The organism is Nocardia sp. No.11 (assembly GCF_038752175.1).
Classification (GTDB): Bacteria; Actinomycetota; Actinomycetes; order Mycobacteriales; family Mycobacteriaceae; genus Nocardia; species Nocardia canadensis.
In genome coordinates, this window is sequence record NZ_JBCGFB010000035.1 from 36292 (window position 1) to 57081 (window position 20790).

The window sequence follows — 20790 nt, forward strand, 5'->3', positions numbered from 1 at the left end:
GGAAACCTCGTCGGTTTCCGGCCCTGCGCGTAGCTCTACCCGATCAGGGCAGCGGCCCACCCGCGGCGATCGCCGACAGGGTGGCGAACTCGTCCGCCTTGAGCGAAGCGCCGCCGACCAGCGCGCCGTCGATGTCGGCCTGACCGACCAGCTCGCCGACGTTCTTGGCGTTGACCGAACCGCCGTAGAGCACGCGGACACCCGCGGCGACCTCCGGCGAGGCCAGCTCGGCCAGTTCGGCCCGGATCGCGCCACAGACTTCCTGCGCGTCCGCCGCCGAAGCGACCTTGCCCGTACCGATCGCCCAGACCGGCTCGTAGGCGATGACGACCTGCGAGATCTGCTCGGCCGTCAGGCCTTTCAGCGAACCGCGCAGCTGCTCGAGGTTGTACTCGACGTGCGTGCCCGCCTCGCGGATGCCCAGACCCTCACCGATGCAGACGATCGGGGTGATCTCGTTCTTCAGCGCCTGCTTGGCCTTGGCCAGCACGGTCGCGTCGTCCTCGTTGTGGTACTGACGACGCTCCGAGTGCCCGACCACCACGAAGGTGCAACCCAGCTTGGCCAGCATCGACCCGCTGATCTCACCGGTGTAGGCGCCCGAGTCGTGCACCGACACGTCCTGCGCGCCGTAGGTGAGCAGGAGCTTGTCGCCCTCGACCACCGACTGCACACTGCGCAGGTCGGTGAACGGCGGGATCACCGACACGTCGACCTTGGCGAAGTACTTCTCCGGCAGCGCGAAGGCCACCTTCTGCACCAGCGCGATGGCCTCGAGGTGGTTGAGGTTCATCTTCCAGTTGCCCGCGATGAGCGGCTTACGTGCCATCGCTCAGCCCTCCAGCACCGAAATACCGGGCAGCTCTTTGCCTTCCAGATATTCCAGGGACGCGCCGCCACCGGTGGAGATGTGCGAGAAGCCGTCGTCGGGCAGGCCGAGCGTGCGCACGGCGGCCGCCGAGTCGCCGCCGCCCACCACGGTGAACGCGCCCTTGCCGGTCGCGGTCACGATGGCCTCGGCCACCCCGCGGGTGCCCGCGGCGAACTTCTCGAACTCGAACACGCCCATCGGGCCGTTCCAGAACACCGTCTTCGCCTCGGTCAGCAGCGCGGCGAACCGGGCCACCGACTCGGGGCCGATGTCCAGGCCCATCCAGCCGTCGGGGATCTCGGTCGAGGCGACGGTCTTCGCATCGGCGTCGGCGGCGAACTTGTCGGCCGCGACGATGTCGACCGGCAGGTGCAGCACGTCGCCGAAGCGCTCGAGCAGATCCTTGCAGGTGTCGATCATCTCTTCCTGCAGCAGCGAGGTGCCCACCGAAAGGCCCTGTGCGGCAAGGAAGGTGAAGCACATGCCGCCGCCGATCACCAGGGTGTCGACCTTGGGGGCCAGCGCCTCGATGACCGCGAGCTTGTCGGAGACCTTGGAGCCGCCGAGCACCACGGCGTAGGGACGAGCCGGGTCCTGGGTGAGCTTCTGCAGCACCTCGACCTCGGCCGCCACCAGCGTGCCCGCGTAGTGCGGCAGTTGCTGGGCGACGTCGTAGACCGAGGCCTGCTTGCGGTGCACCACACCGAAACCGTCGGAGACGAACGCGCCGTCGTCGCCGACCAGCTCGACATAGGCGGCCGCCAGCTTCGCCCGCTCGGCGTCGTCCTTGCTGGTCTCGCGCGCGTCGAAACGCACGTTCTCCAGCAGCAGCACGTCGCCGTCGGTGAGGCCTTCCGAACGCGAGAGCGCGTCGTAGCCCACCACGTCACCGGCCAGCTGGACGTTGCGGCCCAGCAGCTCCGCCAGCTTCACGGCCACGGGGGCCAGCGAGTACTTGGCGTCCGGCTCGCCCTTGGGGCGGCCCAGGTGGGCCATGACGACCACCTTGGCGCCGGCCTCGACCAGCGCCTGGATGGTCGGCACCGAGGCGATGATGCGGCCCGGGTCGGTGATCTGTCCGTTGTCGTCGAGGGGGACGTTCAGGTCGGAGCGCACGAGCACGCCCCGGCCCTCGACACCCTCGGCCAGGAGATCCTGCAGTGTCTGAACAGTCATCGCGGTCAGAGCGACTTGCCGACGAGACCGATGAGGTCGGCGAGGCGGTTGGAGTAGCCCCACTCGTTGTCGTACCAGGACACGACCTTGACCTCGTTGCCGATGACCTTGGTCAGCGGGGCGTCGTAGATCGAGGAGTGCGGGTCGGTGACGATGTCGCTGGACACGATCGGGTCCACGTTGTACTTCAGGATGCCCTGCAGCGGGCCCTCGGCGGCAGCCTTCATCGCGGCGTTGATCTCGTCGATGGTGGCCGGCTTCGCCAGGGTCGCGGTCAGGTCGGTGACCGAGCCCGTCGGGACCGGAACGCGCAGCGCGTAGCCGTCGAGCTTGCCCTGCAGCTCGGGAAGCACCAGGCCGATGGCCTTGGCCGCGCCGGTGCCGGTGGGCACGATGTTCAGGGCCGCGGCGCGGGCGCGACGCAGGTCCTTGTGCGGCGCGTCCTGCAGGTTCTGGTCCTGGGTGTACGCGTGGATGGTGGTCATCAGGCCCTGCACGATGCCGAACTCGTCGTTGAGGACCTTGGCGATGGGGCCGAGGCAGTTGGTGGTGCACGAGGCGTTGGAGATGATGTTCTGGCTGCCGTCGTACTTGTCGTCGTTGACGCCCATCACGATGGTGATGTCCTCGCCGGAGGCCGGCGCGGAGATGATGACCTTCTTGGCGCCCGCGGACAGGTGGCCCTTGGCCTTGGCGGCGTCGGTGAAGATGCCGGTCGACTCCACGACGATGTCGACACCCAGGTCACCCCACGGCAGCGCCGACGGGCCCTCCTTGATGGCCAGCGCCTTGATGCGCTGCTCGCCCACGACGATCACGTCACCGTCGACGGAGACGTCCTGCGGCAGCCGCCCCAGGATGGAGTCGTACTTCAGCAGCGTGGCGAGGGTGTTGATGTCGGTGAGGTCGTTGACCGCGACGATCTCGATATCGGTCTTGCCGACAGCCTTCAGCGCCTCCACCGCACGGAAGAAGTTACGTCCGATACGACCGAAGCCGTTGATACCTACCCGGACAGTCACGTTATCGCTCCTCAGCTTTCAAGCGGATTCATTCCGACGGGAACCACAGTAGTAGCCGACACCGGCTTCACGACAGCCACCTGCGATTTGTGAGGTTCCCGGCCCCCTGCCTGCGGGAACCACAGAATAGAGGGCAGAGCGGTCATGTATGACCGCTCTGCCCTAAACGTCGGATTCGCCACAGCGCACAGCGAATGCCCGGGTTACGCGTCGTCGAGCAGCTCCGCCGTCACCGCCGACTCGGTGTCGGGAATACCCAGGTCCTTGGCCCGCCGATCGGCCATCGACAGCAGGCGCCGGATCCGGCCCGCCACCGCGTCTTTCGTCATCGGCGGCTCGGCCAGCTGCCCCAGCTCCTCGAGCGAGGCCTGCCGGTGCTGGACCCGCAGCCTGCCCGCGGCGGCCAGATGGTCGGGCACGTCGTCGGCGAGGATCTCCAGCGCCCGCTCCACCCGCGCGGCCGCGGCGACGGCCGCCCGCGCCGAGCGGCGCAGGTTGGCGTCGTCGAAGTTGGCGAGCCGGTTCGCGGTCGCCCTGACCTCGCGGCGCATCCGGCGCTCTTCCCAGGTGAGCCTGGTGTCCTGCGCGCCCATCCGGGTGAGCAGGGCGCCGATCGCCTCGCCGTCGCGCACCACGACTCGGTCGGTGCCGCGCACCTCACGAGCCTTGGCGGTGATGCCGAGCCGACGAGCCGCACCGACCAGGGCCAGCGCGGCCTCCGGGCCGGGGCAGCTCACCTCGAGCGCCGAGGACCGGCCCGGCTCGGTCAGCGAGCCGTGCGCGAGAAACGCTCCGCGCCAGGCCGCTTCGGCGTCGCCGATACTGCCGCCCACCACCTGGGCGGGCAGGCCGCGAACCGGGCGTCCGCGCACGTCGAGCAAACCGGTCTGGCGGGCCAGCGCCTCACCCTCCTTCGACACCCGCACCACGTAGCGGGAGGTCTTGCGCAACCCTCCCGCGCCGAGCACGTGCACGTCGGAGCCGTACCCGTAGAGCTCGAAGATCTCCCGGCGCAGTCGCCGCGCGATGGAACCCATGTCCACCTCGGCCTCGACGATCACCCGGCCCCCGACGATGTGCAGACCGCCCGCAAATCGCAGCAGGGCCGACAATTCCGCCTTGCGCGAGCTGACCTGCGACACCACGAGCCTGCTCAGCTCGTCCTTCACCTCGGCTGTCATCGCCACGAGACGCGCTCCTTTCCCACCGACCCGGAACGCACATCCGATCCCGTGTGCCGTCCCTCGACTCGAAGCCCTGCCAGTTGCGGCCGCGGCGCCCGGATCAGCTGATCCAGTGCGGCGGCAAGTTTTCCGGGATGATGCCGATCCGTTCCCGGCTCGGCGACATCGCAGAACGTTACCCGTGCGCGCAACTGTTCGGCGGCTCTTGCCACATGTTCCCGTTGCCGCCCCTCGGGCACCGACGCCGAGTCGACGAGCACCTCGTCGACCGCGAAATCCGGTGCGTGCTGGGACAATACATGCAGGTGACGTTCGGCGGAAAAGCCGGCCGTCTCGCCCGGCTCGGCGGCCAGGTTCAACACGAGCACCTTGCGTGCCCTGGTGTGTACCAGCGCGTCGTGCAGTTGCGGCACCAGCACATGCGGGATGACGCTGGTGAACCATGAACCCGGGCCCAGCACAACGACATCCGCGTGCTCGATGGCCGAGGTGGCCTCGGGGCTGGCAGGCGGATCGGACGGAATCAGCCGCACCCGCCGGACCTTACCCGGCGTGGTCGCCACCGCAACCTGGCCCCGCACACTGCGCCCGATCCGCGGATCCGATTCCAGGCCCGAGACTTCGGCCTCGATGTCGAGCGGAACCGGCGACATCGGCAGCACCCGGCCGGTGATCCGCAGCAGTCTGCCCACCTCGTCGAGTGCGGCCACCGGATCACCGAGGACATCGGTGAGGCCGGCCAGGATCAGATTGCCCACCGAATGGCCTGCCAGCGCGCCGGTGCCGCCGAAGCGGTGCTGCACCGTCGTCGTCCACACGCCGTCGGCGTCCTCGGACAGCGCGGCCAGCGCCATCCGCAGGTCGCCCGGCGGCAGCATGCCCAGTTCGCCGCGCAGCCTGCCCGAAGACCCGCCGTCGTCGGCCACCGTGACGACCGCGGTGATCCGCCTGGTCAGCCTGCGGACCGCCGTCAGGGTCGCGTAGAGCCCGTGTCCGCCGCCCAGCGCGACGACGGCTGGGTCGGCTTCCCATCCGCTCATTCGCGCCCCAGATCCCGGTGCACGACGCGGACGACGTCCACGGCCGCGTGCCCGGTATCGGCGCCGATGCGCTCACCGAGTGCCTCGGCGATCGCGACGCTGCGATGCTTGCCGCCGGTGCACCCCACTGCCACCGTCATGTATCGCTTCCCCTCTTGGCGGTATCCGGTCGTGGTCAGGTCGACGAGATGGTGGCAGGTCTGCAGGTAGTCCTGCGCACCCGGCCTCGACAACACGTAGTCGCTGACCACCGATTCCTGACCCGTGTGTTCCCGCAGTTCGGGAATCCAATGCGGGTTGGGCAGGAATCGAACATCCAACACCATGTCGGCGTCGAGTGGAACACCGTACTTGAACCCGAACGACTGCACGGTCAGTTGCAGCGCGGCGGGCGCGCCCGCGCCGTAGACCTCCTCCAGCTTGCGGTGCAGCTGGTGGATCGACAGCTCGGTGGTGTCGATGACGACATCGGCCGCCGCCTTGACCGCCGCGAGCCGGACCCGCTCGGCGGTCAGACCGGCCGAAAGGGTGCCGTCGGGGCTGTCGCTCTGTAGTGGATGCCTGCGCCGGGCGAAACCGAATCGCCGGATCAGCACGTCGTCGGAGGCCTCGAGGAACAGCACTCGTGTCCGGATGCCCGCCGAGCGCAGTTGCTCGGTGACACCGGAGAGGTCACCGGTGAAGAAACGGCTGCGCACGTCCATGACCAGCGCCAGACGCCGGATCGGTGGTTCGGCGGCGGCGCCCAGCTCGATCATCCGCCCGATCAGTTCGGGCGGCAGGTTGTCGGTGACGTACCAGCCGAGATCCTCCAATACGCGCGCGGCGGTGCCGCGGCCCGCGCCGGACAAGCCGGTCACGATGACCACTTCTACTGGTTGCTGTGTATCGGAGACCGCCCCGGCCTGTCCGGGTACCGCCCCCGCATTATTGTTCGATTCGACGCGTGTCATGTCCTACCGGATCCGTTTCTGGGTGCCTTTCGATCATCCCGCACCGGTTCGGGTATCGGGCGCAGACACACAACGTACGGCACTCGCAATGTTGCGTCCTGCGATCCGCCCCTCCTCGGCTACGGGCTGTTCAGCGCTTCCAGCACTGCTTTCGCCGTGGAGACCCCGATGCCGGGCACCGATGTGATCTCGTCGACAGTCGCGTCCTTGATCCGGGCGACCGAACCGAAGTGGGTGACCAGCGCGGTCCGCCTCGCCTCACCGAGTCCCTTCACCGAGTCCAGCGCCGAGGCCGTCATCCGGCGCGAGCGCTTGCTGCGGTGGAAGGTGATCGCGAAGCGGTGCGCCTCGTCGCGCACGCGTTGCAGCAGGTAGAGCGCCTCGCTGTTGCGCGGCATGATCACCGGGTCGGGTTCGCCCGGCACCCACACCTCTTCGAGGCGCTTGGCCAGGCCGATCACCGCGACATCGGTGATGCCGAGTTCGTCGAGCACCTCGGCGGCCGCGGCGACCTGCGGCGCGCCACCGTCGACGACGTAGAGGTTCGGCGGATAGGCGAAGCGGCGCGGCTTACCGGTGGTCGGATCGACCCCGGGGCGCGAGGTCGGCTCGTCGGCGTCGTCGACCTCGACGTCGACGGCCTGCTGCCGGTCCTTGGCGAGCCGGGCGAAGCGGCGCCGGGTCACCTCGGCGATGCTGCCGACGTCATCGGAGCGGCCGTCGCCCGCCGCCTCCTTGATCGCGTAGTGCCGGTAGTCGGACTTGCGGGCCAGCCCGTCCTCGAAGACCACCAGCGAGGCGACGACATCGGTGCCCTGCACGTGACTGATGTCGACGCACTCGATCCGCAGGGGCGCGCTGTCGAGATCGAGGAAATCCTGGATATCTTGCAGCGCTTGGGATCTGGAGGTCAGATCGCCCGCGCGCTTGAGTTTGTGCTGGGCCAGCGCCTCGCCCGCGTTGCGCTGCACGGTCTCGGCCAGCGCCTTCTTGTCACCGCGCTGCGGCACGCGCAGCGAGACGGCCGAGCCGCGCAGCCTGCTCAGCCAGTCCTGGATCTCCTCGGCGTCGGCGGGCAGTTCGGGGACCAGCACCTCGCGCGGCACCACCACCACGTCGCCGTCGGCGTTCTGGTCGGCCAGCGCGGCCTGCTCGCCGTAGAACTGGGTGAGGAACTGCTCGACCAGCGCCGCGAGTTCGGTGCCGGACTCGGCGACATCGAGCGCGTCACCGGACTTGTCGACCACCCAGCCGCGCTGGCCGCGCACCCGCCCGTCGCGGACGTGGAAGATCTGGACGGCGGCTTCGAGTTCGTCGGTGGCGAAGGCGATCACGTCGGCGTCGGTGCCGCTGCCGAGGACCACGGCCTGCTTCTCCAGCGCGCGCCGCAGCGCCTGCACGTCGTCGCGCAGCCGGGCCGCGGTCTCGAAGTCCAGGTCGTCGGCGGCCTCGTGCATACGCCGTTCCAGCGCGCGCACCATCTTGTCGGTCTTGCCGGAGAGGAAGTCACAGAAGTCGTCGACGATCTGGCGGTGCTCGCCGGCGGTGACCCGACCGACGCACGGCGCCGAGCACTTGTCGATGTAGCCGAGCAGGCAGGGTCGCCCGATCTGGTTGTGCCGCTTGAAGACTCCGTTGGAACAGGTGCGCGCGGGGAACACGCGCAGCAGCAGGTCGAGGGTCTCGCGGATCGCCCAGGCGTGGGCGTAGGGACCGAAGTAGCGCACGCCCTTCTTGCGCGCGCCGCGGTAGACGAACAGCCGCGGATACTCCTCGTCGAGCGTCACCGCGAGCACCGGATAGGTCTTGTCGTCGCGGTAGCGGACGTTGAACCGCGGATCGAATTCCTTGATCCAGTTGTACTCGAGCTGCAGGGCCTCCACCTCGGTGGACACCACGGTCCACTCGACGCTCGCGGCCGTGGTCACCATCTGCCTGGTCCGCGGGTGCAGCGAGTACACGTCGGCGAAGTAGGAGTTCAACCGGCTCCGCAGGCTCTTGGCCTTGCCGACGTAGACGACGCGCCCGTGCACGTCCCGGAACTTGTAGACACCGGGTTCGACGGGAATGGTGCCCGGCGCCGGCCGGTACGTCGCGGGATCTGCCACCCATCCAGCCTAGCGAGCGCGTCCGACAGACCGGCACCGCCGACCGCGCACCGGCGGTGGGCCTGCCGGGCGCACGCGCTGTGTAGCGTGGAGGCCCGGACTCCGTGCCGGAAAGGACCTTCGATGACCAACGCGCCCACCCTCCCCGCCGACGACCTGTTCGACGACGAGGCGACCCCGGCCGGGGTGATGCCGGGCAGCGTGCGCGGTGCCCGGTTGATCGCCTGCGTCGCGACGCTGGTCGGCATCGTGCTGATCGCGGTCACTGTCGCGCTCGGCACCCACGGTTCACTCGGCGTCCTGATCGCGGGCTACCTGCCGACGTTCGCGCTGGTCCCGTTGGCGGTGCTGTTCGGACGCGGCGGCGACCTCGTCAGAAAGGCCGCGATCGGCGTCGCCGGGCTGGCCGGGCTGGTCTCGTGCACCGGGATCCTCACCGGGCTCCCACCGGGTGCGGTCGGCATCGTCGCCAACGGCGCGATCGTCGCCCTGCTGCTGCGTCCCACGGCCTCGGCCTGGTTCACCCGCGAGCGCTGAGCGGACGCGCGCTCCCGGTGACCGTCGTACCGCGGTGGTTCGCCGGCCCCGCCCCGATCAGGTGGTCGCGGCGCCGTCGAGACCGATGCCGTGGGCGCTGAGCGCCGCGATCAGGGCGCGCGGACGGTCAGCGGTCGGCAGTGGCTCGACGAGGGCGAACCGCGCGCCCAGCGCGGCGGCGCCGCCGTCGGCCTCGGCGCTGTCGCCGATCATCAGCACCCGTTCCGGGTCGACGCCGAGCCGGTCGGTGGCGTCGCGGAAGATCGCGGCGTTCGGCTTGATCGCGCCGACCTCGTAGGACAGCGTCATCGCGCCGACCAGTGCGTCCCAGCCGTGTTTCGCGAAGGCGGGGCGGATGTCGAAGGCGATATTGCTGACGATGCCGATCGGAATGCCCTGGGCGGACAGGGCTTCCAGCACGAGGCCGGTGTCGGGGTACGGGGTCCACGCCAGCGGGTCGATGAGGCGGTCGTACAGGCGCGTGGCCTGGGTGTCGGGGACACCGGAGCCGCGCAGCACCTCGAGGTAGGCGTGCCGGTGCAGGGCCGGGTCGAGATCGCGGTGGTCCCAGGCATGCTGACCCGCCGCGTCGAAGGTCATGAACTGCTCGACGGGGGCCGTCATCCGGCGCAGCACTTCGGCTTTCGCGGCGACGTCGAACGGGGTGCCGTCGTCGCCGATCAGCTCGTCGGCCCAGGTCCGATCGTCCTCCAGGCGGAAGACCGTGCCGGAGAAGTCGAACAGCACCGCGTCGATGTCCATGTCGCCAGGGTAGCGAGCCCGCGACCGGTCGCCGGGCGGAAACTGCTTCGTCAACCGAACATTCGCGTGCCCGTCACCGGGAAATAATCGGCCGGGCCGGGCCGCGCGGGGTTACGCTGCCAGGATGACGCCAAGGCGACGGACGTGGATCGGGGCCGCGGCGGCCGGACTTCTCACGGTGGGTCTGCTGACGGGCTGCTCGTCCGAGGACTCCGCGGCAGCCGAGTGCACGAGTACGCCGAACGGTACGCCCGTCTCGGCCGCTCCGGCGACGAACGCCCCGACCACGCAGAACCTCAGCACGAACCCGGAGATCGCGTCGGGCTACCGCTCGGGCATGACCGCGGTGCGCACCCGCACCTACGCGGTCTCCACCGCGAACCCGCTGGCCACCGAGGCCGCGTGCCGGGTACTGCGGGACGGCGGCACCGCTGCCGACGCGCTGGTCACCGCACAGGCGGTGCTCGGGCTGGTCGAGCCGCAGGCCTCCGGCATCGGCGGTGGCGCGTTCCTGGTGCACTACGACGCGAAGTCACGCACCGTCGAGGCCTACGACGGCCGCGAGACCGCGCCCGCCGCGGCCACCGAGAACTACCTGCGCTGGGTCAGCGACACCGACCGCACCGAACCGGCCCCGAACACCCGGGCCAGCGGACGCTCGATCGGAGTGCCCGGGGTGCTGCGGATGCTCGAACTCGCCCATCGCGACCACGGGCTGACCGCGTGGAAGGAACTGTTCGACCCGGCGATCAGCCTGGCCGACAGCGGTTTCGAGATCAGTCCCCGGCTGGCGGGCCAGATCGCCGAGTCGGCCAAGGACCTGGCCGCCGACGAGGACGCCCGCGGGTACTTCCTCGAGGCGGACGGCTCGCCGAAGAAGTCCGGCACCGTCCTGACCAACCCGGCCCTGGCCAAGACGCTGTCCGCGATCGCGGGCGACGGCGCGCAGGCGTTCTACAGCGGCGCCATCGCCCAGGACATCGTCGAGGCGGCGGGCAGCACCGCGGGCGGGCGTACGCCCAGCCTGCTGACCGCCGGCGATCTGGCCGGGTACCAGGCCAAGAAGCGCACCGCGCTGTGCACCGGCTACCGCAAGTTCGAGCTGTGCGGCATGCCCGCGCCGTCCTCCGGCGGCAGCACCGTCGCCGCCACGCTGGGCATCCTGGCCAACTTCGACATCCCGTCGTTGCGCCCCCAGGACCTCGACGCCGACGGCGGTCGGCCCGACGCGCAGGCCGTGCACCTGATCTCCGAGGCCGAGCGGCTCGCCTACGCCGACCGCAACAAGTACGTCGCCGACCCGGATTTCGTTCCACTGCCGGGCAATTCGGTGCTCTCGCTGGTGCATCCGCAGTACCTCAAACAGCGGTCCACCTTGATCGACCCGCAGCGCAGTATGGGCACCGCGAAGCCGGGCGACCTCGGGCCGGTCCCGCTGGGCAACGGCCCGCAGCCGCCCGAGCACGGCACCAGCCACATCTCCGTCGTCGACAAGTACGGTAACGCCGCCGCCATGACCACCACGGTCGAGTCGGCGTTCGGTTCGTTCCACTTCGTCGACGGTTTCGTGCTCAACAACCAGCTCACCGATTTCGCCGCCGACCCGCTCGACCCGGACGGCACCCCGGTGGCCAACCGCCTGCAGCCCGGCAAGCGCCCGCGCAGTTCGATGGCGCCCACCCTGGTCTTCGACCGCGACGACGCGGGCAACCGCGGCGACCTCACCTTGGTCACCGGGTCCCCCGGCGGCTCGGTGATCATCCAGTTCGTGGTGAAGACCCTGATCAACACCCTGGACTGGGGCCTGGACCCCCAGCAGGCGGTCTCGGGCGTCTCCTTCGGCGCGGGCAACACCCCGGTCACCGGCATCGGCGGCGAACACCCCGCCATCGACGCCACCGACAACGGCGACCACGACCCCCTCGTCCAGCGCCTGCGCGCGATGGGCCACCAGGTCTCGGTAGCACCGCAATCGAGCGGCCTGAGCGCCCTGCAACGGGACGGCAAGGACGGCTGGATCGGCGGCGCCGACCCCCGCCGCGAAGGCGCCGTCCTCGGCGACACCCGCTAAGGCCGCGCCCCCATCGGATACAGCTCGACCTCGGCCACCCGCACCGGGTCGGTCACCCGGAAGCCGAACCGCTCGTAGAACGGCACGTTCGACGCCCGGGTCGCCACCAGGAACGCAGGCCCGGCGGCGCTGTCCATGCGCCGCCGGATCAGCTCGGCCGCGTGCCCACGACCCTGCCGATCCGGGCGGGTGCCGATGGTCGCGAGATACAGGTGCGGCTCGTGCGGCCGGGTGCCGTCGATACTGCGCAGCGCGGGCAGCGCCTTGGGCAGGCTCCGGCCGAGGGCACGCAGCAGCGTGATCCGCTTGGCGAGGGTCGACTCCACCCCGGGCGGCTCCCACATCGCGACGGCGGCGACGGAGCCGTCGTCGGCGTAGGCGAGGTCGACCGCGCCGTGCCGGCGACGGGAGGCCAGACGCGATTCCCACAGCAGCGGCAACGCTTTTCGGCGGCGTGCCGGGTCCGGCCAGACGTAGCTCATCAGTGGATCGTCGGCGAAGGCGGCGGCCAGGACCTGCGCGGGCGTCATGCCCGCGAGACTACCGAGCCGGGTCGGTGCCGGGTGCGGCGTACTTGGCGCCGAGTTCGCGGAGGCGTTCGATGGCGTCGGCGGCGTGGGACTTGTCGTTGGAGCGGATCGCGAGCATGGGGACGTAGTCGTCGTCGGCCAGTTCGAGGCGGGCCCAGGACTTGCGGTCGGGGAAGGACGCGCCACGGATGTAGGACCAGGGGTACTCGTGGTCACCGAGGATGTTGCGGACCGAGACGCCCGCGGCGCCCGCGCGCACCCGGGGACGGGTGAGCAGCAGGACCGCGGCCGCGCCCAGCACGCCGATCAGGATCATCGCGATCTGGTCGGCGAAGCGAAAGTTCACACCGGTCGAGCCGGTGCGCAGCAGCAGACCGCCGAAGGTGAAGAAGACCAGGATGACGATCGCGACGACCACCGAGGTCCGGATCGCCCGGCGCGGACGGACCTCGAACTCCCAGGCCGACTCCGGTTCGGGGGCACCCGAGCCGCGCCGCCAGGTCCGCACCACCGGCACGGTCACGCCGATCGCAGCGCGCGCAGGGTGAGCGCGGCGTCGAGGGCGGCGGCACAGGCCTGCTCACCCTTGTCCTCCGCCGAACCGGGCAGCCCGGCGCGGTCGCGCGCCTGCTCCTCGTCGTTGGTGGTCAGCACACCGTTGGTGACGGGAGTGGCCGCGTCCAGCGACACCCGGGTCAGGCCCGCGGTCACCGCGTCACACACGTACTCGAAATGCGGTGTGCCACCACGGATCACCACGCCCAGCGCGACGACGGCGTCGTGCGTGCGGGCCAGTTCCTGGGCGACCACCGGCAGTTCCATCGCACCGGCGCAGCGCACCACGGTCACCTGCTCGACGCCGGCTTCCTTCGCGACCCGCTGCGCGTTGGCGACGAGGGTGTCGCAGATCTCGGTGTGCCAGCGCGAGGCGACGATGCCGAGCTTGAGGTCTTTGGCCTGGGCCAGCGCGAAGGACGGGACACCCGTGCCGCTCATCGTTGTCGCCTTTCGGGAGTGTGCGTGGTGATCACTGCGCGGTTTCGCCCAGATCCAGGTCGTCCAGGCCGATCAGGTCGTGGCCCATCCGATCCCGTTTGGTGCGCAGGTAGTGCAAGTTCTCGGCGTTGGCGCGCAGCGGCATCGGCACCCGCTCGGTGATCCGCAGGCCGTACCCGTCGAGCCCGACACGCTTGGCCGGGTTGTTGGTGAGCAGACGCATCGACCGGATGCCGAGGTCGACCAGGATCTGCGCCCCGGTGCCGTAGTCGCGCGCGTCGGCGGGCAGGCCCAGATCGAGGTTGGCGTCGACGGTGTCGCGGCCGGTGTCCTGCAGCTGATAGGCCTGCAGCTTGTGCATCAGGCCGATGCCGCGGCCCTCGTGCCCGCGCATGTAGAGCACGACACCGCGGCCCTCGGCGTCGACCATCTCCAGCGCCGCGTCCAGCTGCGGACCGCAGTCGCAGCGCAGCGAACCGAAGACGTCGCCGGTCAGGCACTCGGAGTGCACGCGCACCAGCACGTCCTCGCCGTCGGCGATGTCGCCGCGCACCAGCGCGACGTGCTCGGCCTCGTCGAAGATGCTCTGGTAACCGACCGCCTTGAAATCGCCGTGCGCGGTCGGGATCCGCGCCTCGGCCACCCGCACGACGTGCTTCTCGTGCTTACGCCGCCAGGCGATCATGTCGGCGATCGAGATCATCGCCAGGTCGTGTTCGTCGGCGAAGACCCGCAGCTCGTCGGTGCGGGCCATGTGGCCGTCGTCCTTCTGGCTGACGATCTCGCAGATCACGCCCGCCGGGCGCAGTCCGGCCATCCGGGCCAGATCGACCGCGGCCTCGGTGTGGCCGGGGCGACGCAGCACGCCGCCGTCCTTGGCGCGCAGCGGCACCACGTGACCCGGCCGGGTGAACTCGTCGGCCTTGGCCTGGGCGCTGGCCAGCAGCCGCATGGTGACCGCGCGGTCCGCGCCGGAGATGCCGGTGGTGATGCCCTCGCGCGCGTCGACCGAGACGGTGTAGGCCGTGCCGTGCTTGTCCTGGTTCATCGCGTAGGCGGGCGGCAGGCCGAGGCGGTCACAGTCGTCGCCGGTCAGCGGCACGCAGATGTAACCGGAGGTGTAGCGGATCATGAACGCGACCAGCTCCGGGGTGGCCTTCTCGGCCGCGAAGATGAGATCGCCCTCGTTCTCACGATCCTCGTCGTCCACGACGACGACAGCCTTACCGGCCGCGATATCGGCGACCGCGCGCTCGATGCTGTCCAATCTGGTCACGTCTGCTTGCTCCGTAATCTTGGCGGCCGGGGCCGCGTGTTTCTCGGCCTGCCGGCCTCGATTCGCATCGGATACCACATTACGACGTGCGATCGGTGGTTCCGATGACCGCATGCCGCCTGGTGGTCATCCGCGCTGGGCGAGTCGCTCCACGTACTTCGCGATCACATCGACCTCGAGATTCACCATGGTGCCGACCGGGGCGGTGCCCAGCACGGTCAGCGCCAGCGTGGTCGGGATCAGCGACACCTCGAACCAGTCGCGATTGCCGTCCGCGGCGGGCTCGTCGGCGATGCCGAGGCCCGAGACGGTGAGGGAGACGCCGTCGACGGTGATCGAGCCCTTCTCCACCACATACCGCGCGATCGCGTCGGGCAGCGAGATCCGCACGACCTCCCAGTTCTCCGACGGGGTCCGCGAGAGGACGGTGCCGGTGCCGTCGACGTGGCCCTGCACGAGGTGACCGCCGAGGCGGCTGTCGAGCGCCGCGGCCCGCTCGAGGTTGACCCGGGAGCCGGCGACCAGCGCGCCGATGCTCGACCGGTTCAGTGTCTCGGCCATGACGTCCACGGTGAAACTGTCGCCGTCGACCACGTCGACCACGGTCAGACAGACACCGTTGACGGCGATCGAATCACCGTGTCCGGCATCGGAAGTCACCAGCTTGCCGCGGATCGTCAACCGGGCGGCGTCGGCCAGCTGTTCGGTGGCGACGATCTCGCCCAGCTCTTCGACGATCCCTGTGAACATGCCTGCACTCCCTTGTCGCGTCATCCGTACCCGTTGGGCCCAACAGCAGGTGCGTGGCCGCTATTCCCGGCGGTACCCGCTCGCGCACAGCCTAGTGGCGGGGTCCGTGAGCCCCGACGGGTCGGGGTCGAATCAGACCTCGAGCATGATCACGTCCGGGAAAACGAGCGGCGGCGCATCGAACGGTCGGCAAACAGACATCGACATGACGCAACCCCACCGTTAATCATTCCGGCGGTAATCGTTCAATCGAATTTTCGGCGAACCGGTCCCGGCCATTCACTCGACGGCTCTAACCTGGCTTTTACCCCGGAATTCCGAACTCGAAACACGGTGATTCGAATGCTTGCGCCGCGGATGCCATTGACGCAATATTGTTACGTCACCGATTCTTGCCGTTCAACTGATGATCATGGGCAGGTCGGTGGCGCATCCGACCTGCGGCCAGGCCGCGGGGAGTTCGACCCAGGGATAGTCCACCACTCCAGGAAGTCAGACAACACTGTGGGTCACAACAGGTTCGAAAGATGTGGGGGTGCCGCGTGAGCACATTGGTCGATTCCACGCTGGAAATTCGTTGCGTCCGTTATCGGCGGGAACTCCACCTGCCCGCGACGATCGATCCGGACTCCCGTCGCATTCTGCTCCAGATCGGCGCGCATTACGGCGCGGTCACCATGCCGGGTGATCTCGGCGAGCGGGTGCAGGCCCGGTTGCGCGGCGCCGCGATCGCGGGCCCGGTGGTCGACCACCCACGGGCCAGGCGCTGGACGTTCCTGACCGGCCCGTGCCGCCCCGAGACCCTGACCGCCACCGCCTCCGCCGAGCTGTTCCGGCTCTACGCCACGGTCGCGTGCAACGGCAGCCAGATCGTGCTGCCCTCGCCCGACGACGAGCGCACCGGCTACCGCACCTGGGTGCAGGCTCCGGAGGCCGCTGACAACCGGCCCCCGCTGCACGCCGTGATCGACGCGGCGCGGGCGCTGGGCACCCGCAAACTCCGCTCCCTCTGACCGGATTCGCGCGCTACAGCCAAGCCGACGTCGCCATGCTGCGCAGGGTCTGCACGGCGGCGCCGGGATCGGCGGTGTTGTAGACGGCCGAGCCGGCGACGAAACAATCGATGCCGGCCGCGGCGGCCTGTTCGATGGTGTCGGTATTGATGCCGCCGTCGATTTCCACGACGAGCCGCAATTCGCCCGCGTCGACGAGATTGCGCACGATCCGCGCCTTCTCCAGCACGCCCGGGATGAACGACTGCCCGCCGAAGCCGGGTTCCACGCTCATCACGAGCAGGGTGTCGAATTCCTTGAGGATTTCCAGGTACGGCTCGATCGGGGTGTTCGGCTTGACCGAGAGCCCGGCCTTGGCGCCCGCGGCGCGGATGTCGCGGGCCACCGCGATCGGGTCGTCGGTCGCCTCCGCGTGGAAGGTGACGTTGTAGGCGCCCGCCTCGGCGTAGCCCGGCGCCCAGCGGCCCGGGTCGTCGATCATCAGGTGGCAGTCGAAGGGGATGTCGGTCGCCTTGAGCAGACTCTGCACGACGGGCAGGCCGAGTGTGAGGTTCGGCACGAAATGGCCGTCCATCACGTCGACGTGGAGCCAGTCGGATCCTTCGACAGCGGCGGCCTCGGCGGCCAAATTCGCGAAGTCCGCAGACAGGATGGACGGGGCGATCATCGGCGCGGCCGGGCGGGTGAACGTCGGTGTGGACACAGCGCGCAAGTGTAGCGACCAAATGGTGATTGCCCTGCCGGGATGTGGGTAGCCTCCATAGGGTGACCAATTTTTCGGCGGAACAAGGGCTGTTCAGCGCCCCGGTGGAGATTCGCGTAGCAGCATCACTGAACCAGCTGCCGATCCTGCGCGGGCTGGCCGAAACCCTGGTCCTACTCAGCGATTTCACCCTCGACGAGGTCGCCGACGTGCGCCTGGCCGTGGACGAGGTCTGCTCGACGCTCATCGCGATCGCCGCGCCCGATTCGGCGCTCACCTGCGAATTCGTCGTCGGTGACACCGAACTGCTGGTGCGCGTCGACGGGGTGGCCGCGACCGAGGGCATGCCCGACCAGCGCAGCTTCGGCTGGCATGTGCTGCGCACGCTCAGCGACGAGGTGACCGCCGATCAGGCGGGCTTCGACGCGGCCGTGTCCGGCTATCCGACGACGGTCCGATTCCGTCGGGTCCGGGGGAAGGCGTAGTGCACGGCGAAGACACCACCGAAGACCACAAGCCCGACCAGGAGACCCGCGCCGACACCGTCACCGAACCGGAGAACCCCGCCGAGGACACCGTCGACGACACCGAGACCGAGGAACCGGTCTCTGGATACGACGACGTCAGCGTCCTGTTCGAGCGGCTGGCGGCGACCACGCCCGGCAGCGTCGAGCACGCGGTGGCGCGTGACGCGCTGATCAACCGCTGCATCCCCCTGGCCGACCACATCGCCAGGAAGTTCAGCGGTCGCGGCGAACCGTTCGACGATCTGTCGCAGGTGGCGCGCGTCGGCCTGGTGCACGCGGTGGACCGGTTCGACCTCAGCCGCGGCTCGAACTTCCTGTCCTTCGCGGTGCCCACGATCATGGGTGAGGTCCGGCGCTACTTCCGCGACAACACCTGGGCGATGCGGGTCCCGCGCCGGGTCAAGGAGACCCACCTCCGGATCGGGGCCGCGGTCGACCAGCTGTCGCAACGGCTGGGCCGCTCCCCCACCGCGAAGGAGATCGCGGCCGAGCTCGAGGTCGACCCCGACGAGGTCACCCAGGCGGTCATCGCGGGCAACGCGTATCAGCCGACCTCGATCGATGCCGCGTCGGTCGGTCGCGACAGCGACGCGTCGCTGCTCGACACCCTGGGCGAGGAGGAATCGCAGTTCGACCGGGTCGAGGAGTACATCGCGGTTCGTCCGCTGCTGGCCGGGCTGCCCGAACGCGAGCGCCGCATCCTGACGATGCGCTTCTTCGAATCGATGACCCAGACCCAGATCGCCGCCCAGCTGGGAATCTCCCAGATGCACGTCTCGCGCATCCTCGCGAAAACCCTTGCCCGCCTGCGCGAATTGTCCGAACGGGACTGAGCTACCCGTCGCGCCGGGACAACGACGTCCCCGCCGCGCCCTGCCGTTCGCGCCGCATCCGGGCCGGCGCCCGCAGCCACCAGGCACTGTCGACGAGTTCGGCGAGCTGGTCGGGATCGACCGCCGTGAGATCGATCAGGATGAACGGATGCCCGTCGTAGTGCGGTGTCGTATAGAACGCCGGGTCGCCGGCGGCCAGCAGCGCTTCCTTCTCGGCCGGTTCACACAGCAGGGCCAGGCCGCCCTCGGCCTCGACGCGTAACCGCGCGAAGCCCTTGCCACCGACTTTCAGTCCCGGAGTGCGCCACCAGGTGCCTTCCTCGACACCCGGTAGCGCCGTCGCCACCGCGACCACCTGTTCCCATGTCATCGCCATGCACCGATTCTGCGCCGCCGCGGGGCGCGACGATTGGACGAATGTCGCGTGTCTGCCCGTCGCCGGGTCCAACTCCGACGAGGGCAGCGCGGCCCGCGGCGACGCAGCGCAGCGGGTACCTGGCGTGATGTCGACACCGCCGCGTCGGCGGCGCCGGGTCAGCCGAGCGGTTTGCGCAGGGCCGCGAGGAACATCGCGTCGGTGCCGTGGCGATGCGGCCACAACTGTGCCGACGGGCCGTCGCCCAGATCGGTGACACCGGGCAGGTACTCGCGGGTGTCGAGTTGCTCGGCGCCCGAGCGGCGGACGAAATCGCCGACGACGCCGACGGTTTCGGCCAGATGCGGCGAGCAGGTCGAGTACACGACCACCCCGCCGGGGCGCAGCAGGTCCCAGGCGGCGGCGAGCAGTTCGCGCTGCAGGGTGACCAGTTCCGGCACATCGGCCGGGGTGCGCCGCCAGCGCGCTTCCGGACGGCGGCGCAGCGCGCCGAGACCCGTGCACGGCGCATCGACGAGGATACGGTCGTAGCCTGGGGTCAGCCCGCTGTCGCGGCCGTCGGTGACATGCACGGTGACCGGCAGCCCACGGGTGGACTTGCGGACCAGTTCGGCCCGGTGCTCGGCCGGTTCGACGGCGTCGACGGTGAACAGGTCGATCGCGGCCAGCGCGCCCAGCAGGGCCGCCTTGCCACCCGGGCCCGCGCAGAGATCGAGCCAGCGGCCCTGATCCGGGCCGTCCAGGGGCGCCCTGGTCAGCGCGAGGGCGACCAGCTGACTGCCCTCGTCCTGGACGGCCGCGATGCCCTCGCGGACCGGTTCCAGCTGACCGGGGTCGCCGCCGTCGAGGTACACCGCGTACGGCGACCAGCGGCCCTCCTCGCCGCCGGTGACCAGCGCGAGTTCCTCGGCGGTGATCTCACCGGGCCGCGCGACCAGGTGCACGACCGGGCGCTCGTCGTCGGCGGCCAGCAGCGCGCCCAGCTCGCCCGCCCGCGCGCCGAGCGCGTCGGCGAAGGACTGGGCGATCCAGGTGGGATGGGCGTATTCGAAGGCGAGACCGCCGACGGGATCGGCGGGCGCCAGTTCGGCCACCCACTGCTCGACCGTCTTCTCCCCCGCCCGGCGCAGCACCGCGTTGACGAAACCGGCACGGCCCTGGCCGAATTCGGCGCGGGCCAGGTCGACGGAGGTGTCGACCGCGGCGTGCGCGCTCGTGCGGGTGCGCAGCAGCTGGTAGACGCCCAGGCGCAGGATGTCGAGGATCGGCCCGTCGATCTCGGCGACCGGGCGGCCGGCGCACGCCGCGATCACCGCGTCGAGCTGCCCCTGCGACCGGCTCGCACCGTAGGTGAGTTCGGTCGCGAACGCGGCATCGCGTCCGCTGATCTTGCGCTCGCGCAACAGCTTCGGCAGCACCAGGTTGGCGTAGGCATCGCGATCACGTACCGCGCGCAGCACATCGAGGGCCACTTCGCGCGCCGGATCGACGGGCTCGCCGCGCCGCTTGCGCGGACTCGGCACACTCGGATCCGGCCGATCCTCACGCCTGCGCTCGGTACCTCGCCCGGCCTGGCTACCGCCACGCTCACTCGCCGGCCGTTTGCCACCACGCGCGGCATCGCCACCCGTGCGAGCACCACCGTCGCGCCCCGCGCCCCCACGAGAATCCCCGGCGCCACCGCGCGAATCCGTCACGCGCGCACCGCGATCCCCGGCAGGCCGACCGCCGGTCGCACCACCACGACCCTGCGGACCACCCGATCGGTCGTCCCGACCACGCCGATCGTCGGCGCGACCGCTCGCCCGTGTGCCGTCGCCACCGCGATCATCCGCAGACGCGCGCCGGTCGTCCCCACGACTCCGATCGCCACCGCGACCCCGGAGATCGCTCGCACGACCCCTCTCGCCGCCACCGCGCGAATCGTCCGCGCCACGCCGCCGGTCGCCCGCGCCACGAGCGCCCTCGTCGCTGCCGCTCGAGCCCCGGCCCCGCTCGTCCCGACGCCAGTCGCTCGCGCCACGCCCACTGGCACTCTCGCGCCGGTCGTCCGTACCGCCGT

At 70.0% G+C, this 20790-nt stretch carries 22 protein-coding genes; 5 read left to right on the top strand and 17 right to left on the bottom strand.

Translation table 11 applies throughout. From position 1 onward, the window contains the following. Nucleotides 1–43 precede the first annotated feature (43 nt). The 7 genes from tpiA to uvrC all read right to left on the bottom strand — a co-directional run bounded on the left by tpiA (nucleotide 44) and on the right by uvrC (nucleotide 8354). On the bottom strand, nucleotides 44–829 hold the full coding sequence (gene tpiA, locus V8688_RS13675) for a triose-phosphate isomerase (protein WP_255587656.1): 786 nt from the start codon (nucleotides 827–829) through the stop codon (nucleotides 44–46). Between the two features lie 3 nt (nucleotides 830–832). Continuing rightward, nucleotides 833–2047 carry a phosphoglycerate kinase gene (locus tag V8688_RS13680; protein WP_316575305.1) on the bottom strand — a complete coding sequence of 405 codons (1215 nt, stop codon included), beginning with the start codon at nucleotides 2045–2047 and terminating at the stop codon, nucleotides 833–835. Nucleotides 2048–2052: 5 nt separating this feature from the next. Then, the gene (gene gap / locus V8688_RS13685) at nucleotides 2053–3069 is read right to left on the bottom strand and encodes a type I glyceraldehyde-3-phosphate dehydrogenase (protein ID WP_218718252.1); all 1017 of its coding nucleotides are present in this window, start codon (nucleotides 3067–3069) and stop codon (nucleotides 2053–2055) included. Between the two features lie 203 nt (nucleotides 3070–3272). After that, nucleotides 3273–4256 (bottom strand): DNA-binding protein WhiA, encoded by a 984-nt coding sequence (gene whiA, locus V8688_RS13690; protein WP_019047780.1) that lies wholly within the window; start codon nucleotides 4254–4256, stop codon nucleotides 3273–3275. After that, nucleotides 4247–5293, bottom strand: a complete 1047-nt coding sequence (gene yvcK, locus V8688_RS13695) for a uridine diphosphate-N-acetylglucosamine-binding protein YvcK (protein ID WP_218718253.1) — start codon at nucleotides 5291–5293, stop codon at nucleotides 4247–4249. The genes whiA and yvcK overlap by 10 nt, the downstream gene beginning before the upstream one ends. Further along, on the bottom strand, nucleotides 5290–6246 hold the full coding sequence (gene rapZ, locus V8688_RS13700) for an RNase adapter RapZ (protein ID WP_255587660.1): 957 nt from the start codon (nucleotides 6244–6246) through the stop codon (nucleotides 5290–5292). The genes yvcK and rapZ overlap by 4 nt, the downstream gene beginning before the upstream one ends. 119 nt (nucleotides 6247–6365) lie before the next feature. Next, a complete protein-coding gene (uvrC, locus tag V8688_RS13705; RefSeq protein WP_218718254.1) occupies nucleotides 6366–8354 on the bottom strand; it encodes an excinuclease ABC subunit UvrC in 1989 nt (662 codons plus the stop codon). A gap of 123 nt (nucleotides 8355–8477) precedes the next feature. On the opposite strand from uvrC, the gene V8688_RS13710 reads away from it, so the two are divergent. Continuing rightward, complete coding sequence (locus V8688_RS13710; RefSeq protein ID WP_218718255.1) at nucleotides 8478–8891, top strand: hypothetical protein; 414 nt, start codon at nucleotides 8478–8480, stop codon at nucleotides 8889–8891. Between the two features lie 57 nt (nucleotides 8892–8948). Here V8688_RS13710 and V8688_RS13715 read toward each other — a convergent pair whose 3' ends face one another. Further along, nucleotides 8949–9653, bottom strand: coding sequence for an HAD-IA family hydrolase (locus V8688_RS13715; RefSeq protein ID WP_218718256.1), 705 nt, complete (start codon nucleotides 9651–9653; stop codon nucleotides 8949–8951). A gap of 124 nt (nucleotides 9654–9777) precedes the next feature. Between V8688_RS13715 and V8688_RS13720 the strand changes: the two genes are divergently transcribed. Next, entirely contained in the window at nucleotides 9778–11724 is a 1947-nt protein-coding gene (locus tag V8688_RS13720; RefSeq protein ID WP_218718257.1) for a gamma-glutamyltransferase family protein, read from the top strand. Here V8688_RS13720 and V8688_RS13725 read toward each other — a convergent pair. From V8688_RS13725 to V8688_RS13745, 5 genes are all read right to left on the bottom strand, one after another. Continuing rightward, nucleotides 11721–12254, bottom strand: coding sequence for a GNAT family N-acetyltransferase (locus tag V8688_RS13725; RefSeq protein WP_218718258.1), 534 nt, complete (start codon nucleotides 12252–12254; stop codon nucleotides 11721–11723). The two genes, V8688_RS13720 and V8688_RS13725, sit on opposite strands and share 4 nt — an antisense overlap. Nucleotides 12255–12264: 10 nt before the next feature. Beyond that, entirely contained in the window at nucleotides 12265–12771 is a 507-nt protein-coding gene (locus V8688_RS13730; protein ID WP_308248467.1) for a PH domain-containing protein, read from the bottom strand. A gap of 2 nt (nucleotides 12772–12773) precedes the next feature. After that, the gene (ribH, locus tag V8688_RS13735) at nucleotides 12774–13250 is read right to left on the bottom strand and encodes a 6,7-dimethyl-8-ribityllumazine synthase (RefSeq protein ID WP_218718260.1); all 477 of its coding nucleotides are present in this window, start codon (nucleotides 13248–13250) and stop codon (nucleotides 12774–12776) included. Nucleotides 13251–13281: 31 nt separating this feature from the next. Next, nucleotides 13282–14526: a bifunctional 3,4-dihydroxy-2-butanone-4-phosphate synthase/GTP cyclohydrolase II gene (locus V8688_RS13740; protein ID WP_218718261.1), complete on the bottom strand. Its 1245-nt coding sequence runs from the start codon at nucleotides 14524–14526 to the stop codon at nucleotides 13282–13284. A 126-nt stretch (nucleotides 14527–14652) separates the two neighbouring features. Further along, nucleotides 14653–15276, bottom strand: coding sequence for a riboflavin synthase (locus V8688_RS13745; protein ID WP_218718262.1), 624 nt, complete (start codon nucleotides 15274–15276; stop codon nucleotides 14653–14655). 542 nt (nucleotides 15277–15818) lie between these two features. On the opposite strand from V8688_RS13745, the gene V8688_RS13750 reads away from it, so the two are divergent. Then, a complete protein-coding gene (locus tag V8688_RS13750; RefSeq protein WP_308248466.1) occupies nucleotides 15819–16289 on the top strand; it encodes a hypothetical protein in 471 nt (156 codons plus the stop codon). A gap of 13 nt (nucleotides 16290–16302) precedes the next feature. On the opposite strand, the gene rpe is transcribed toward V8688_RS13750, so the two are convergent. Beyond that, nucleotides 16303–16956: a ribulose-phosphate 3-epimerase gene (gene rpe / locus V8688_RS13755; RefSeq protein WP_218718275.1), complete on the bottom strand. Its 654-nt coding sequence runs from the start codon at nucleotides 16954–16956 to the stop codon at nucleotides 16303–16305. A 98-nt stretch (nucleotides 16957–17054) separates the two neighbouring features. Between rpe and V8688_RS13760 the strand changes: the two genes are divergently transcribed. Both V8688_RS13760 and V8688_RS13765 read left to right on the top strand, forming a co-directional pair. Next, nucleotides 17055–17477 carry an ATP-binding protein gene (locus V8688_RS13760; protein WP_218718264.1) on the top strand — a complete coding sequence of 141 codons (423 nt, stop codon included), beginning with the start codon at nucleotides 17055–17057 and terminating at the stop codon, nucleotides 17475–17477. Further along, nucleotides 17477–18352, top strand: a complete 876-nt coding sequence (locus V8688_RS13765) for an RNA polymerase sigma factor SigF (protein WP_218718265.1) — start codon at nucleotides 17477–17479, stop codon at nucleotides 18350–18352. Before V8688_RS13760 ends, V8688_RS13765 begins: the two co-directional genes overlap by 1 nt. Before the next feature lies 1 nt (nucleotide 18353). Here the strand turns inward: V8688_RS13765 and V8688_RS13770 are convergent, their stop codons facing one another. The 3 genes from V8688_RS13770 to V8688_RS13780 form a co-directional block, all read right to left on the bottom strand. Continuing rightward, on the bottom strand, nucleotides 18354–18728 hold the full coding sequence (locus V8688_RS13770; protein WP_218718266.1) for an MmcQ/YjbR family DNA-binding protein: 375 nt from the start codon (nucleotides 18726–18728) through the stop codon (nucleotides 18354–18356). A gap of 158 nt (nucleotides 18729–18886) precedes the next feature. Beyond that, complete coding sequence (locus tag V8688_RS13775) at nucleotides 18887–20251, bottom strand: transcription antitermination factor NusB (RefSeq protein WP_218718267.1); 1365 nt, start codon at nucleotides 20249–20251, stop codon at nucleotides 18887–18889. A 170-nt stretch (nucleotides 20252–20421) separates the two neighbouring features. After that, nucleotides 20422–20643, bottom strand: coding sequence for a hypothetical protein (locus tag V8688_RS13780; RefSeq protein WP_342800936.1), 222 nt, complete (start codon nucleotides 20641–20643; stop codon nucleotides 20422–20424). Nucleotides 20644–20790 lie beyond the last annotated feature (147 nt).

Coding starts and splice junctions, on each gene's coding strand:
- tpiA (WP_255587656.1), bottom strand. CDS start 829: ATGGCACGTAAGCCGCTCATCGCGGGCAACTGGAAGATGAACCTCAAC.
- V8688_RS13680 (WP_316575305.1), bottom strand. CDS start 2,047: ATGACTGTTCAGACACTGCAGGATCTCCTGGCCGAGGGTGTCGAGGGC.
- yvcK (WP_218718253.1), bottom strand. CDS start 5,293: ATGAGCGGATGGGAAGCCGACCCAGCCGTCGTCGCGCTGGGCGGCGGA.
- rapZ (WP_255587660.1), bottom strand. CDS start 6,246: ATGACACGCGTCGAATCGAACAATAATGCGGGGGCGGTACCCGGACAG.
- V8688_RS13710 (WP_218718255.1), top strand. CDS start 8,478: ATGACCAACGCGCCCACCCTCCCCGCCGACGACCTGTTCGACGACGAG.
- V8688_RS13715 (WP_218718256.1), bottom strand. CDS start 9,653: ATGGACATCGACGCGGTGCTGTTCGACTTCTCCGGCACGGTCTTCCGC.
- V8688_RS13720 (WP_218718257.1), top strand. CDS start 9,778: ATGACGCCAAGGCGACGGACGTGGATCGGGGCCGCGGCGGCCGGACTT.
- V8688_RS13725 (WP_218718258.1), bottom strand. CDS start 12,254: ATGACGCCCGCGCAGGTCCTGGCCGCCGCCTTCGCCGACGATCCACTG.
- ribH (WP_218718260.1), bottom strand. CDS start 13,250: ATGAGCGGCACGGGTGTCCCGTCCTTCGCGCTGGCCCAGGCCAAAGAC.
- V8688_RS13745 (WP_218718262.1), bottom strand. CDS start 15,276: ATGTTCACAGGGATCGTCGAAGAGCTGGGCGAGATCGTCGCCACCGAA.
- rpe (WP_218718275.1), bottom strand. CDS start 16,956: ATGATCGCCCCGTCCATCCTGTCTGCGGACTTCGCGAATTTGGCCGCC.
- V8688_RS13770 (WP_218718266.1), bottom strand. CDS start 18,728: ATGGCGATGACATGGGAACAGGTGGTCGCGGTGGCGACGGCGCTACCG.